Origin of the sequence: Acinetobacter sp. S4400-12 (assembly GCF_024129495.1) — a bacterium.
Lineage (GTDB): Bacteria > Pseudomonadota > Gammaproteobacteria > Pseudomonadales > Moraxellaceae > Acinetobacter > Acinetobacter lwoffii_C.
The window spans coordinates 21,113-35,235 of sequence record NZ_JAMXYB010000004.1; the positions used below are offsets into that span (position 1 = coordinate 21,113).

General features: G+C 32.7%; 15 protein-coding genes and 1 pseudogene. 13 read left to right on the forward strand and 3 right to left on the reverse strand.

Annotated elements, in window-relative coordinates; genetic code table 11:
- Positions 1-165: 165 nt before the first annotated feature.
- The gene (locus NI461_RS03235) at positions 166-360 is read right to left on the reverse strand and encodes a DNA-binding protein (RefSeq protein WP_253156562.1); all 195 of its coding nucleotides are present in this window, start codon (positions 358-360) and stop codon (positions 166-168) included.
- 114 nt (positions 361-474) lie between these two features.
- The gene (locus NI461_RS03240) at positions 475-1,053 is read right to left on the reverse strand and encodes a hypothetical protein (protein WP_253156564.1); all 579 of its coding nucleotides are present in this window, start codon (positions 1,051-1,053) and stop codon (positions 475-477) included.
- Here NI461_RS03240 and NI461_RS03245 point away from each other — a divergent pair, their 5' ends adjacent.
- The 7 genes and pseudogenes from NI461_RS03245 (at position 1,054) to NI461_RS03275 (ending at position 8,295) form a co-directional block, all read left to right on the forward strand.
- Positions 1,054-1,260 carry a helix-turn-helix transcriptional regulator gene (locus NI461_RS03245; protein ID WP_253156566.1) on the forward strand — a complete coding sequence of 69 codons (207 nt, stop codon included), beginning with the start codon at positions 1,054-1,056 and terminating at the stop codon, positions 1,258-1,260.
- Between the two features lie 97 nt (positions 1,261-1,357).
- Positions 1,358-2,248 (forward strand): hypothetical protein, encoded by an 891-nt coding sequence (locus tag NI461_RS03250; protein ID WP_253156568.1) that lies wholly within the window; start codon positions 1,358-1,360, stop codon positions 2,246-2,248.
- Between the two features lie 136 nt (positions 2,249-2,384).
- Positions 2,385-2,957 (forward strand): annotated as a pseudogene (locus NI461_RS03255) (type I restriction-modification system subunit M N-terminal domain-containing protein); the annotation flags it as partial.
- Positions 2,958-3,035: 78 nt separating this feature from the next.
- Entirely contained in the window at positions 3,036-4,289 is a 1,254-nt protein-coding gene (locus tag NI461_RS03260) for a site-specific integrase (protein WP_253156570.1), read from the forward strand.
- The gene (locus NI461_RS03265) at positions 4,282-5,985 is read left to right on the forward strand and encodes a hypothetical protein (RefSeq protein WP_253156572.1); all 1,704 of its coding nucleotides are present in this window, start codon (positions 4,282-4,284) and stop codon (positions 5,983-5,985) included. Before NI461_RS03260 ends, NI461_RS03265 begins: the two co-directional genes overlap by 8 nt.
- Positions 5,982-7,934, forward strand: a complete 1,953-nt coding sequence (locus tag NI461_RS03270; protein WP_253156574.1) for a hypothetical protein — start codon at positions 5,982-5,984, stop codon at positions 7,932-7,934. Before NI461_RS03265 ends, NI461_RS03270 begins: the two co-directional genes overlap by 4 nt.
- Positions 7,912-8,295, forward strand: a complete 384-nt coding sequence (locus NI461_RS03275; RefSeq protein WP_180048855.1) for a hypothetical protein — start codon at positions 7,912-7,914, stop codon at positions 8,293-8,295. The genes NI461_RS03270 and NI461_RS03275 overlap by 23 nt, the downstream gene beginning before the upstream one ends.
- A 96-nt stretch (positions 8,296-8,391) precedes the next feature.
- On the opposite strand, the gene NI461_RS03280 is transcribed toward NI461_RS03275, so the two are convergent.
- The gene (locus tag NI461_RS03280) at positions 8,392-8,871 is read right to left on the reverse strand and encodes a hypothetical protein (RefSeq protein ID WP_253156576.1); all 480 of its coding nucleotides are present in this window, start codon (positions 8,869-8,871) and stop codon (positions 8,392-8,394) included.
- Positions 8,872-8,967: 96 nt separating this feature from the next.
- On the opposite strand from NI461_RS03280, the gene NI461_RS03285 reads away from it, so the two are divergent.
- From NI461_RS03285 to NI461_RS03310, 6 genes are all read left to right on the forward strand, one after another.
- The gene (locus NI461_RS03285) at positions 8,968-9,174 is read left to right on the forward strand and encodes a helix-turn-helix transcriptional regulator (protein ID WP_168542752.1); all 207 of its coding nucleotides are present in this window, start codon (positions 8,968-8,970) and stop codon (positions 9,172-9,174) included.
- A 266-nt stretch (positions 9,175-9,440) separates the two neighbouring features.
- The gene (locus tag NI461_RS03290; protein ID WP_253156578.1) at positions 9,441-9,731 is read left to right on the forward strand and encodes a hypothetical protein; all 291 of its coding nucleotides are present in this window, start codon (positions 9,441-9,443) and stop codon (positions 9,729-9,731) included.
- A gap of 44 nt (positions 9,732-9,775) precedes the next feature.
- Complete coding sequence (locus NI461_RS03295) at positions 9,776-10,396, forward strand: restriction endonuclease subunit S (RefSeq protein WP_253156580.1); 621 nt, start codon at positions 9,776-9,778, stop codon at positions 10,394-10,396.
- Positions 10,396-11,919 (forward strand): type I restriction-modification system subunit M, encoded by a 1,524-nt coding sequence (locus NI461_RS03300; RefSeq protein WP_253156582.1) that lies wholly within the window; start codon positions 10,396-10,398, stop codon positions 11,917-11,919. The genes NI461_RS03295 and NI461_RS03300 overlap by 1 nt, the downstream gene beginning before the upstream one ends.
- Positions 11,909-13,171, forward strand: a complete 1,263-nt coding sequence (locus tag NI461_RS03305; RefSeq protein WP_253156584.1) for a restriction endonuclease subunit S — start codon at positions 11,909-11,911, stop codon at positions 13,169-13,171. The genes NI461_RS03300 and NI461_RS03305 overlap by 11 nt, the downstream gene beginning before the upstream one ends.
- The gene (locus tag NI461_RS03310) at positions 13,171-14,112 is read left to right on the forward strand and encodes a PDDEXK nuclease domain-containing protein (protein ID WP_253156586.1); all 942 of its coding nucleotides are present in this window, start codon (positions 13,171-13,173) and stop codon (positions 14,110-14,112) included. The genes NI461_RS03305 and NI461_RS03310 overlap by 1 nt, the downstream gene beginning before the upstream one ends.
- Positions 14,113-14,123 lie beyond the last annotated feature (11 nt).

A 14,123-nucleotide genomic window follows, 5' to 3' on the forward strand; every position in this document is an offset into this window, starting at 1 on the left:
CCTCAGAATAAAAAATGAGGCAGAAAGCACCCTATACATTGATAAAATAACCAATGTCTTTTAGAATGAATTGTCTTCAGCGATCAAGTAAAAGACAATCTATAAAGACTCATGTTGACGCATGGGTCTTTATACTTTCTGCAATTAAATAATAAATAAATTAAATTATTCCATATGCTTTTGCTCCTTAATGCCTAATTTAACTGCAATTTTATGGCTTTCACCACGATGAGGAACTTTATTATTTTTTAATATCCGATATACAAGATCAGGGGAGAAATTATTATCTCTAGCCCACTCTGCTATAGAAATTCCAGATTGAGAAAAATCATTTCTAACTTGTTTAATTGATTTGATCATATCAGACGAATTTTGAATAAATTTGACGACAAATTAAATGACAATACCATCTTATTCAAGTTTATTTTTTTAATTAAGTCTATGTTTGTTATTGTAAAATCTCCTTAAATCCTTTTATATTAGTTCTATTAAACCTTCAATAGCTTTTAGCTTAGCATCAGAATATTGTTGGCTTAAACTTATTTTATTTTTTAGCTTAAAATACTGGGGGGCTAGTTCAGGGTATTTTAAATATAATTCATCAATAAATTTATTTTGAAGCTCAAAATCTTCTAATTCTTTGTTAATTAATTTTTTTTCATTTTGAATTAGTTTATTGTAGTTTTTAGCTAAAACCTGTTCTCTAAACCCATATAGTTTTAGAGTCTCACTATATAAAAATACTCTGTCATTATATCTTGAATATTCAACACTTAAAAAACCATTCGATGTTAAAACCCTGAGTCCATTGTACATTTGCTGCCTTAAACTCTTATCTTCTAACTGATTTAAGTGTTCAATATTTAACCAGAATAATTTTGCTTCCCAGTTTTGAATTTTATTTTCTAGCAATATTTTTACGAAGTAGTCTTCAAGTGGTAGATAAAAGTCAAACATATGAATTTTCATTAAAAAAGCAAAAAGAGGATTATAGTCCGTGGATATATAATCCTCAATTGTTGATATTTCTGTTTTTTGAGCAGTTAGTTTCAAATGTCAGAATTATCAGTTGCGATTGGGCAATTAATACGCAGTAAAAGAACAGAATTGAAAATTACTCAAGAGTCTTTAGCACTTCAATGTGGAATAGACCGTAGCTATGTTGGCCGTATCGAGCGTGGAGAAGTGAACATAACAGTTGAAAAACTGTATGAAATTGCCGCTGTTTTAGAAATCAATGCAAAAGAATTATTACCCTAAATCCTTACGACCTTGCTTGTCGTTAATCGTTAAATTTCCATGTATTTATCTGGAAATTTAAGATAAATTTTCTCTACAAAATATTGAGAATTCTAAAATGAATACAAAATTTAGTGGGGATTTGGATTTTCCAGACTTAGATGATGTGCGTCAAAAGCTTATCGTTTCAGAACTCATTCTAAGAGAAGAGGAAATCGCATTTTCAATGAAATGGTCTTATGCCTCTGGAAATTCTGATATTTGGCTCTTTGACGGTATTGCAGTAAAAAAGGAAGGTATCTTCATCGCTGAAAATGTCATTGGAAAAAAGTATCACGGATCATCTGGTGACGATGATGGGAACACCATTATTTTTAAGCAATTAAAGTTTGATCATGAGTATGGTGAGCTTGATGTGTTTGGTACGATTAAATATAAAGCCCAAGTTTTTGACTTCGAGGGCTTGCTTGAACAAAGTGATTTTTCTTCACCAGCGATTCAAAACAGAATGAAACAAACTAGGAAAAAACGAAATTTAGACGCGCCTTTCGCAAGAGGCTCACGAAGAAATAATCGATTATTTTTTATTACAACTGAATTAGAGCAATTGCCGATCTATTTCCAGTCCTATATTAAAGAAAATCGCATTTTTTTAGCAGAAGCAAAAAAATATGAAGACGTTTTAGGTAAATTGAACCTAGCAAAAAATGTATTAAGTTGGGCTCATGAGTGTAAAAAAGTTATCAGTGATTTTGAAAAGAAAATAAATGATATTCAGGATAATCCTGAAAAATTTCAGGTATTTTTTAATGATGAAAAACTAGACTTTGCCAATCAGCTGAAGGATATCTTAGATCAAGAACCGGATATCTACATCATGGACTTTGATTTATTTGATCAGGAACAGCAAGAGTACTTCAAAGATACAGAGACTTACTTTCAAGATATTTACATTAAACTTAGAGATATTGGATACGAAGTTTATCACGCTTGGATTGATGCAAAATAAAATGATTTGATGCCAATATCTCAAAAATATTGGCATTTTTTTTGCGACACAAGTTGTCTCATCTTTTTAATTTATCATAGCTTTTCCTGATCAAATCCAACACAATAGACTTCAAAGAAATTTGAGAGTCATCTACGTGATTACAGGCGAAATTAAAAGCAAAATTGACCAGATTTGGAATGCATTTTGGAGTGGTGGTATTTCCAATCCATTAGAAGTCATGGAACAAATGACTTATTTGCTGTTTATTCGCCGACTCGATGAAATTCAGATCACCAAAGAAAAGAAAGCCAACCGTTTAAAAAAAGAAGTTGAGCATCCAATTTTCACCGCTGAGCAAGATCATTTACGCTGGTCAAAGTTCATTACTTTAGGTGATGCAGCAACGCTATATAACACGGTTGCCAATGAAGTCTTTCCTTTCATTAAAAACTTAGGTGCAGAAGACGAAACCACCTATAGCCATCACATGAAGGATGCTCGTTTTACCATTCCTACGCCTGCACTTTTAACCAAAGTGGTGGATTTGGTTGCCGATGTGCCAATGGATGACAAAGACACCAAGGGCGATATTTACGAATACATGCTCGGTAAAATTGCTTCGGCAGGTCAAAACGGTCAATTCCGCACTCCTCGCCATATCATCAAAATGATTGTGGAGCTGATGCAACCAAAACCAACCGATACCATTTGTGACCCTGCGTGTGGTAAGGGTTACATGTATAGTTGACAAAACAAGTATTACAAACAATAGTATGGACATGATTATTTGATATGAAGCTTAGATATGGCGAAAATTGAAAATATAAAACTAAAAATACATACAATTAAAATTAAAAATCAAGAAGTCGATTTTGTTCAATCTAAATATATGACGGATCATAACTTGCCACAAATATATTGGTTTGATAGTAGTCCATGGGATGAGGTTAACTTATATGCTTATGATCTTCTGATAAACGAAAATTTGAATATTAAAACAGTAAAAGCAAATATTTTTCATTTACATGCTTATGCAATATGGTTGGAGGAAAATAATGTTGATTGGCTGGATTTTCCAGATATTAAAAGTGAACGCTGCTTAGTAATTTTTCGTGGATATTTGATTAAAAAAAGAGAGGCTTTAGAACTTGCCCCTACAACTACAACCCAAAGAATGAGAGCAGTTATAAAATTTTATAGATGGGTAAAAGAAAAGAAATTAATTAATACTGAATTTCAGATGTGGAAAAATAAGATTTATAAGAAAAAAATAATTAATAAATTTGGTTTTGAATCTACGATAGATATTATGTCTACTGATTTAGCTATACCTTATGTAAATATTAATACAGATTCAAAATTGGAAGGTGGGGTCTATCCAATTAATCCTAGAGAAGTTTCTAATATATTAAATGTTGCTAAAAACAAAAGTAGCATTGAATTATACTTGATTCTAAAGCTTGGTTTTTATACTGGGATGAGAATTGGCACTATTAGTGATTTGAAAGTTGAAACTTTAGAAAACTCTATATTATTTAAGAATAAAACAATGAGTACTATTAGGGTTGGTCCTAATGCATCACCTGCTGTCAGTACAAAATATTCAAAAGATGGAAATATTTTAATACCTACTGATTTAGTTCATGAGTTGATTGAGTATTGCTACAGTATACGCAGATTGAAAAGGGTCGCTAGAGCAGAAAATTCAAATTCAAATTTAATATTTTTAACTAGAAGTGGTAATAGATATTTAGATATAGATAATAAATCGATTAATGTTGCAATGCATAGACTAAGATGTGAAGGTATAAAGTTAGGTTATAACGCTTTTAAAAGTTTCCATTTTCACCAAACACGTGCAACATTTGCCACTGTTCTAATGGAATATTGTTTGACTAAAATGTCACCTATGAATGCTATGCAATTAGTTAAAGATGCCTGTATGCACAAGGATGAACAGGTAACATTTAAGTATATAAAATTTTTAGAAAATTCAAAAAATTTGGAAAAAATATCTAATCAATATACTAATATTTTTTTGGGTATAGAAAATGCATAAAAATATACCAAGCTTAATAATAGATAATATTTTATATGGTTCACATGAAATAAAATGGGATTTATCTATATTACTATATAAAGGTGCTGTTTTAGAGCAGCGAAGATTAGTTCATGAACTAATAGAAAAAAATGAATTTGGAGAACTAATCCTAGAAAGATTGGGATTAGTAATAAAGATTTATAATTATTTTAATACCATCATAACAAAAGGATTATCAATTGCAACTGTTAAATCAAGCTTGGAAAAATTATTCCAATTTTTTAAATGGTATGAAACTCTTGATATAAATGTAACTGAAGAAAATTGTGAAAAGTGTTTTATTGATTGGGCTAATTCAACATTAAAACGTGTTGAGTTAGGAGAGGTAAAAAATTATGTAAACTATAAAAATTGTTCTATTGTTGCAAAAATTATTGCCTGTTCAATAGGAATAGATATTCCTAAGCCCGGCACTTACTTAATGAATAAGACGAGGTTGAAAAAAAATGGAGAAGATTTATTAACAGTTACTAATTTTGATGAAAATGATTTTATAAATTTTGGTTGGTTTCTTAAAGACATTTCAGATGGTTTATCATTAGAGACTATTCGTGGTATTTTGCCAATAAGATTAAAACTAAGAAATGGTAAAGAGTTAGTTTTAAAAGGTAACTTGATAGATGATAATCTCTCATTAGATAAGTATAGAAATCCATCAGACAAAAAGAATGTACTAGAAGCCAGACGTGCTTTAGATCCTGATGAAAATTTACTTGATAAATATAAGCGTTCAAGAATTATAAATTTAAGAATTGAAGTAGAGTTATTTATTTTTATTAATCAGACTGGTATGAATTTTTCCCAAGCTATTGATTTAAAAATTGATGATTATAGATGGATGACAGATAATGAATTTTACTCTGTTTTTAAAGTTTATAAAGGAAGAAGACAAGGAGAAGCAATTTTTAAATGTTTTAAAAGTTATAGAATTATACTTGATCGATATATTAAGTGGTTGAAGGATGTGGGTTTTAAATCAGGAGATAGTTTATTCCCATATCTATATAGAGGTATTATAAAAATCGATAAAAAAGGTAGTTCTCCAGAATTGATTAGAGATATTTGTAATGATTTAAAGATAAGTTATTACAATATTTCGAAAATTAGAAAGTTTAGAAGTAATTGGTTTGCATCAAAAATAGAAAATATTGAGTCAATTAAGTCAGTAATGTCTCATTCTATTGAAACTTTTAGAAAAAATTATGAAAGAATTAATGTCGATAAAGCTATAATTCAAATTGCAGATTTTCATGATAAAAGTATTCAGCTTGTTAAAAGCTCAGGTGCTGGAATGTGTGCCTCAAATAATAAAAATCCTATAGCTATAGAAGGTAGTTTAGATTTCCAACCTGATTGTGTTAGTCAAGAAGGTTGCTTATTCTGCATATATCATAAAGATATTTTAAGTTATGATTATTTTTTTAGATTAGCAACACATGCGTATATCAAAGAGCTTGAAATGATACTTAATCCAGTATTAGGAAATCATCCTGCTAAAATGGTAATTGATAGGATTAATGAGAAACTTAATGAAATTTGTAAATTAGGAAATAAAGAAAAGAAGGAAGTAATTAAAGCAAAAGCAGAAGTCAGGTCTAAAAGTTTTCATCCCGAATGGGCTACATTAATAGATATTCTGGAAAAAATTATATGACAACAGCATTCTTTCCTTTGCGATTAAATTCAGAATTTATCTCTGAAAAATCTCCAAATTATGAAATAACTGTTTGGCCACCTTCTAATGATTTCCCTGTAACATGTGACAAGAAAAATAAGGTGGTTTCTAGGTTTGAAGATGATATTTGGGATTTTACTTCATATTGTAATAAAAATGTAAAATTTAATTTTGGATCTAGTAGCCAAAAAAAAGGCTATATAATAGATTTTGAGAATAAAAGATTATTTAAAATAATCGCCTGTTATTGGCTGTGGGGAGCTGGTTCAGTCTTCTCAGTTAAAAATTTAATAATGAGATTAACAAATTTAAAACCATTAGTTTATGTTTGTTCCATTAACAATATTTTAATTAGTGATTTGAATAAAAATGATTGGATTTTAGAGAAAATAGCTAGTCAATATGGTAAGCATGGTGGAAGGCTTATTTTTTTATTGAAGAGTTTATTTGCAAACCATAAAGAAATTGGTTTTAAAATATTAGATAGTGGGCTTATAAATAGAATCTCAAATTATCTAATTAAAGATAAGACTACTCAAACTCCTTATATTCCACCTAGGATTTGGGTTTACCAGAATAAAAGGTTAGAAGAGTGCTTAACTGATTTCCTCGAAAATCAAGAAAAAATTATATATTTATTCAATTATATGTTGGATGTATATAAATCAAATAATAATAGAAAATATAAAAGAGAGGTTTTTTTAAGTTTAATCACAGAGTTGGATTTAACTGATAATCTTAATAAATGGATTGTTTTTGATGAAAATGGTATTTCGATTCGTAACTTTTCAAGTTATTTAAGCTTAATTAGTTTCGCTGCAATTGCTTATATTATTAATTTTTCTCTTATGAGGATTGATGAAGCATCCAAATTGCGATATGGATGTTTTGTGTCAAAAGTCATTAATAATGAAAAACATTATTTTATTCAGGGAGAAACAAGTAAGACAGTTAAATCCAAAGAAGCTTTTTGGATAGTTCCCCATATTACTAAAAAGGCAGTTGATGCTATATCTATTATCAGTCAATTAAGATTTGGTATTCTGCATAAAAACGGGTTTATAGAAGAATGTATAGATGATTTTAAACCACATTTATATTTAAGCTCTTTTGAGCCATGGACTACACGAGCTTTTAATTTTGAAAGAATTTTTTTAATACCAATAATGCGAAAATACAATGAAGCATTGACCATGTGGCCAAAACTTTTTAATTTAGAACAACTTACTATTCAAAATACTGATTTGAAAATAGCAAAACAAATGACATTTGGTTTAGATGAAGAAAAATTTAAAGTTGGTTGTATTTGGCCACTTGCATGGCATCAGTTGCGTAGAACTGGTGCAGTTAACATGATAGCTTCAGGTTTTGTTGAGGATGCGAGCTTACAGTATCAGTTGAAGCATAGTAATAAATTTATGAGTCTTTACTATGCAAATAATGCTTATAAGTTGAATTTTAACTTAAATGAACAAATTGGCGAATTATATCTTCAAGAAAGATTTCATAATTATATTGAAAAATACCAGAATCTTGAAGCCAGTGAATTTGTATCTCCTCATGGTATCAAACGAAAAATACAAGTAATTTCAACAGTTAAGCTGAAAGATCATGCAACATTATTAAGTCTTTCTAAGTCTCAAAAGCTGAATTATAGGGAGACTTTTTTGGGTGCTTGTACTAAAAGTGGTGATCCATGTCCTTATGGAGGTATAACTAATATAACTATGTGTATGGGAACTAATGATGGTTTAGCTTGTGATTCAGTTATGTTAGATAAAAATAAATTAAATCTTATGTATGAATTGGAAGATTTTTATCAAAAGAAAATGGATAATTATCCATACGATTCAATTCCTGCTAAATCTACCCTTAAGCAGCTAATATCTATTAGGAAAGCAATTGATGTCATTAAATCAAGTGAGTAAAGCTGAGCTTCAATTTTATGAGGCGTTTATTCGTCTAAAAGAAAATAAACCTATTGTTCTGCCGAAGGGAACTAGTGTTTCTCAAAACAATGTAGCGAAAGAAGCTGGTGTGGATCCCTCTGCTTTGAGAAAAAGTCGCTATCCTAAACTTATTCAGGAAATTCAATCGTGGATAGAACAAAATGATCAAAAGCTAAAATTAAAAAATCAAGTGTCAAACAGAGCAACATCTAAAGTTATTGAGTTGCAAAAAAGAATTGAGGTTCTTACAGAGCAAAGAGACCAAGCTGTATCTAAACTTTTGGCAGCACAAATAAAAATAATAGAACTAAATAATAAAATTGAACGGTTAACGGAATAACAGTCCTATAATTTTAAATAATAGTTATGCTTTTATTGTAATGTCACTTCATGTTTTATTTTTATTGAAATGACGATTTTATGATCAATTTTTTATCTAACTTAATATATCTTCCATTAATTTGATATTAGAATTTATTTTTTTTATATTTTTCTCAATCTCATGTTTATGGGTAATGAAATATTTTTCTAGCGTCGCATCATTAGCTAATAAAGTATTTAAGAATTCGATATTATTCTCTTTTTCCTCCAATTCTATCAATAAATCACTTTTTTTTGACATAAAAATATCTTGAAGCTTCTGTTTTTTATAATGATTTCTTAAATCATTCAGTCTAGGTGTTTCTTTATAACGAAAGGATTTTTTTGAAGATGTAGTGGTATTGACTTCCAAATATTTAAAATTCAAAAGGATTTTTAGGCCTGAGTACATACGTCTTTTAGCAGTTTTTGGCATGTTTGGTCTAGATGTCAGCATTTTCTCCCAAAAATCTTTAGCTTGCCAATTATTGACTTCGTGATTTATGAATAAGTCTAAAAAATCATCATACAGTGGTAAATGAGTATTTCTTGCCATAACTGAACAATTTTCACTTATTAAAAAGAGGATTATAGTCCGTGGATGTTTAATCCGTAAATGATGATAGTTCTGTTTTTTGAGCATTTAAATCAAATGACAGAATTAGCAAGTTTACTAGGTCAAAAAATACGTAAGGCTAGAAAAGAAAAAGGCCTTTCTCAAGAAAAGTTAGCCCTTATGTGTGGTTTAGATCGTAGTTATATGGGGCGGATAGAGAGAGGTGAGGTTAACATTACTGTGCTCAAGCTTTATGAAATATCAAAAGCTTTAGATATTCAAATCATTAATTTTTTTGAATAGAAATATATTTAACTTAGTTTTAATAGAAAATTATGTTTAAAAACAATATTTTGCATTGAAAATGGTAGTATTTGTTTAGGGGTTTTTCATCTTAGTAGGTGTGCTACTGCAAAAAAAACAATTGACATTGAGTAAAAAACGCCCCATTATCCTGATGTAACAGGTTTTGCATAGTCTACCTACTGTATTAATTTGTGATGACAGGTGGCCGCCTGTCATCAAATTCAAAACCAATAACGCGACTAAACATTAGGAGTTAAGAACACATGAAAGTATATCAGATCAATTATGACCTGCGTAAACAACGTAATTATGATGCGCTCTATCAAAAAATTAAGTCTTATGATGATTGGTGTCATCCCTTAGAATCTTGTTGGATAGTGGTTACATCAAAAACTGCTGTACAGATTAGAGATGAATTGCGCTCCGTAATAGATAGCGATGATGGCCTACTAGTTACAAGGCTTAAGGGCGAAGCAGCTTGGTACAAACTTAACTCTGATACCAATAGTCAAGTGACTAATTGGTTGCAGAAGAATTTAAATAGCGCAACATAATTGCCTGAGCCAAGGATGGCTCAATCGCTTTAAGAGTATTTTTTATGTCTAATTTAAAGAACATAGTAAAACTGAGCGATCTTGCAGAGATTCGCACAGGTTTTACATTCCGTGAAAAGGTTGAAGAAGTTGATTCAGGCAATGCGCATGTATTGCAGATCAAAGATATTCGCAACATTTCAACGGATACATGTGGCTATACGCTTTTTGCTGATGCTTTACCGCAAATTGATTGGCAGGGTAAGGATAACGCAATCGTATCGCCTGACTCTGTATTATTGCCCTGTCGTGGAGAGTATCTCAAAGCACATTATTTTGTAGGTCATCAAGATCAATCAAAAGCACGACCACTCATTGTGAGCAGTCAATTTTTGATTTTGATGCCAAATCAAAATGTATTACCTGAATACTTATGTTGGTACTTGAATCAACCTCATGTGCAATACGAGTTACGCAAAGAAAGTCAGGGTTCTAAGATGCCGATGCTAAGCGTATCCACAGTCAGCCAGTTTGAGGTTGAAGTCCCTAGCTTGGACATTCAGCAACGCATAATCGAATTAAACCGTATTTGGGAGCAAGAGCAGATCTTGACCCAACAATTACTTAAAAATCGTGAACAAATGATGATGGGTATGTTTAAACAACTGCTCCAAGGAAACAAATAATGGTTACTCAAATTAATCAAGATACTGTCAATAAAGCCCTGTGGTCAGCATGTGATGTATTCCGTGGCACGGTGAGTGCAGATACCTATAAAGACTATATTTTGACGATGCTGTTCTTAAAGTACATCTCTGATGTATGGCAAGACCACTACGACAATTATAAAAATGAACATGGCGATGAACCTGAGCTCATTGAAGAATTAATGAAAAGCGAGCGTTTTGTCCTGCCTCGTGAATCTAATTTCTATACCTTGCATGAACGTCGCTTTGAGCCCGGCAATGGTGAACGTATTGATATGGCTTTACATGCACTTGAAGAGGCTAATGGTACAAAGCTGAAAGATGTAGGCAAAAGCGTTTTCCAAGATATCTCATTTAATACTGATAAATTGGGCGAAGAAAAGCAAAAAAATACGATTCTAAAAGATCTTTTAGAAGTGTTTGCTGTACCTGAGTTGGATCTCAAACCAAGCCGTGTAGGTTCACTTGATGTGATTGGCAACGGGTATGAGTTTTTGATTAAAAACTTTGCTGCAAGTGGTGGTCAAAAGGCCGGTGAATTCTATACACCACCTGAAGTATCGGACTTAATTGCGGAGTTACTTGATCCACAAAAAGGTGACAGCATTTGTGACCCTGCATGTGGTTCTGGTTCACTGTTGATGAAGTGTGGTCGTAAAGTTGTATCAAATCACAACAGCAAAGAATATGCGTTGTATGGTCAAGAAGCCATCGGTTCAACTTGGTCACTGGCTAAGATGAACATGTTCCTACATGGCGAAGATAACCACAAAATTGAGTGGGGCGATACTATTCGTAATCCAAAACTATTGGATAAAAATGGCGACTTGATGCTGTTTGATATTGTGACTGCAAACCCGCCATTCTCATTGGATAAATGGGGCTATGAGGATGCGGCAAATGATAAGTTTGGTCGTTTCCGTCGTGGTTTACCACCAAAGACTAAAGGGGATTATGCCTTTATCTCGCACATGGTCGAGACGCTAAAACCTGTTACAGGACGTATGGGTGTTGTGGTTCCGCATGGTGTGTTATTCCGTGGCTCATCGGAAGGGAAGATTCGTGAGAAGTTGATTAATGAAAACTTATTAGATGCGGTGATTGGTTTACCTGAAAAGTTGTTCTACGGTACGGGCATTCCTGCTGCGATTTTAATTTTCAAAAAGCAAAAGTCTGATGATTCGATTTTGTTTATTGATGCAAGTCGTGAGTTTAAGTCAGGTAAAAATCAAAACAATTTAAGCGAAGACAATATTACCAAAATTATTGCAGCCTATCGTGCTCGTGCAAGCGTAGATAAATATGCGTATTTGGCGACTTTGCAGGAAGTCAAAGACAACGATTACAACCTAAATATTCCTCGTTATGTGGATACATTTGAAGAAGAAGCAGAGATTGATTTGGTTGCTGTACGAGCTGAGCGTGAGCAGCTAAAGACTCAACTTGCTGAGCTAGAAGTCCAAATGTTGAAGTACTTAGAGGAGTTGGGTTATGACGCGTAATACTTCTTATCCAGAAAGTGTAAAAGCAGGAAAACCTATTCTTCATTCCTTACCCAATGGTTGGGAACAAAAAACGCTAGACAATTATCTAAATTTAGAATCAAGAAAAGTTAATCTTCTAAATGATCAAGAATATGATTTGGTAACTGTTAAACGCTCACGCGGAGGCGTGGTTCGTCGAGAGCATCTCTTGGGACGTAATATTTCAGTTAAAACACAATTTTATATTAAGGAGGGAGACTTCTTAATTTCTAAACGACAAATTGTTCATGGTGCTTGCGGTATCGTGCCCAAAGAATTAGATGGTTCAATTGTTTCTAATGAATATAGTGTCTTTACAGCAAAAGAGAACTTCTATTTACCGTATTTAGAATATCTATCAGAAACTTTATACTTTCAACAAGTATGCTTTCATTCAAGCATAGGTGTTCATATTGAAAAAATGATTTTCAAACTTGAGACTTGGTTTAAGTGGTCATTTAATATCCCTCCACTTGCAGAACAGAAAAAAATCGCTCAAATTCTTTCAACTTGGGATCAAACAATTTCAACTACTGAAAAGCTACTTGAAAATAGTCAACAGCAGAAAAAAGCATTGATGCAGCAATTGCTGACGGGTAAAAAGCGTTTGCTTGATGAGAATGGGGTGAAGTTTAGTGAAAAATGGAAAATTTTTTGTTTAGCAGATATCGCTGAGATGAATAGTGGGGGGACACCTAAATCTAGTGTTGCTGAATACTATGATGGAGGTATTCCATGGGTTTCAATTGCGGATATGACTAATCACGGAAAATGGATTTCAACTACAGAAAGAACTCTCACTTCTTTAGGGGTGGAGAATAGTTCTGCTCGGTTATATCCTAAAAATACAATTTTATATGCTATGTATGCATCAATTGGTGAATGTAGTATTGCTAAAGTTGAGGTAACTTCCTCTCAGGCTATTTTAGGGATTCGACCTAAAGATTGTTTGCATTATGAGTTTTTATATTTTTATTTATGCTCATTAAAAGACCGAATTAAGTTGCAAGGTCAGCAAGGTACACAATCAAACCTTAATGCAGGTATGGTCAAAGATTTCAAAATTAATTTGCCAAATCTAAAAGAGCAGCAAGCTATAGCGAATGTTTTAAATATCTGTGATGAAGAAATTTTAGTTTTACAGAAAAAACTTGATTGTTTAAAGCAAGAGAAAAAAGCACTCATGCAACAACTTTTGACAGGTAAAAAACGTGTCAAGGTGGCTGCATAATGATGCAAATAACGCCTAGCTATTACCGTATTATGGCGGGTGCGAAGTCTGTATTTGCTCAAGAGTTTCTAGAGGGCGGCTTTATTGCCGCCAACTGGAACATTGACCAAGACTTAACCCATGACTTACCTGATGATTGGCGTGAGTTTAATCATCGTTTTATTCCTGTTTACCTTGAAGCCTTACCTGATAAAACCAAAATTTCAGCAGGCTTAGCCTGTGGCATGTTACACACCATCTGCAAAGGCATTAAACAGGGTGACATTATCCTTACACCTCGTGGGGATGGTCATTACTTAGTTGGTAAAGTCATTTCAGACTATTACTACGTTCCTTCTGGTGAGCTAAGCCATCGTAGAAAGATCGAATGGTTTGAACAGACTCTGCCTAGAGAAATGATGTCTCAGGAGTTAAAGAACTCGTCGGGATCAGTGGGTACGGTTTGTAATCTCACGAAATATGCAGAAGAGCTCAAAGCCCTCATTCAAGGCAAAGAGACGGTTGAACACCTAGAGCCTGATGAAGTGGTCGAAGACCCAACTGCTTTTGCCTTAGAAAAGCATTTAGAGCATTTCTTGGTAGAGAATTGGTCTAAAACTGAGTTGGGTACAACATACGACATCTATACCGAAGAGGGGCAATTGGTCGGTCAGCAGTATCCATCGGATACAGGTCCTATCGATATCTTGGCAATCAGTAAGGATAAGAAGACATTGCTTGTTGTTGAGCTAAAACGTGGTCGTGCAAGTGATCGTGTTGTGGGGCAGATTCAACGCTATATGGGCTATGTCAAAGATGAGTTGGCAGAGGCAGATCAGCAAGTGAAAGGTGTCATCATTGCGCTAGAGGATGACTTAAGAGTTCGTCGTGCTTTGAGTGTGGCTCAGAATATTGAGTTTTATCGTTATCAGTTGAGTTTTAAGCTGAATAAAAGTTTGTAGATAGATAATTT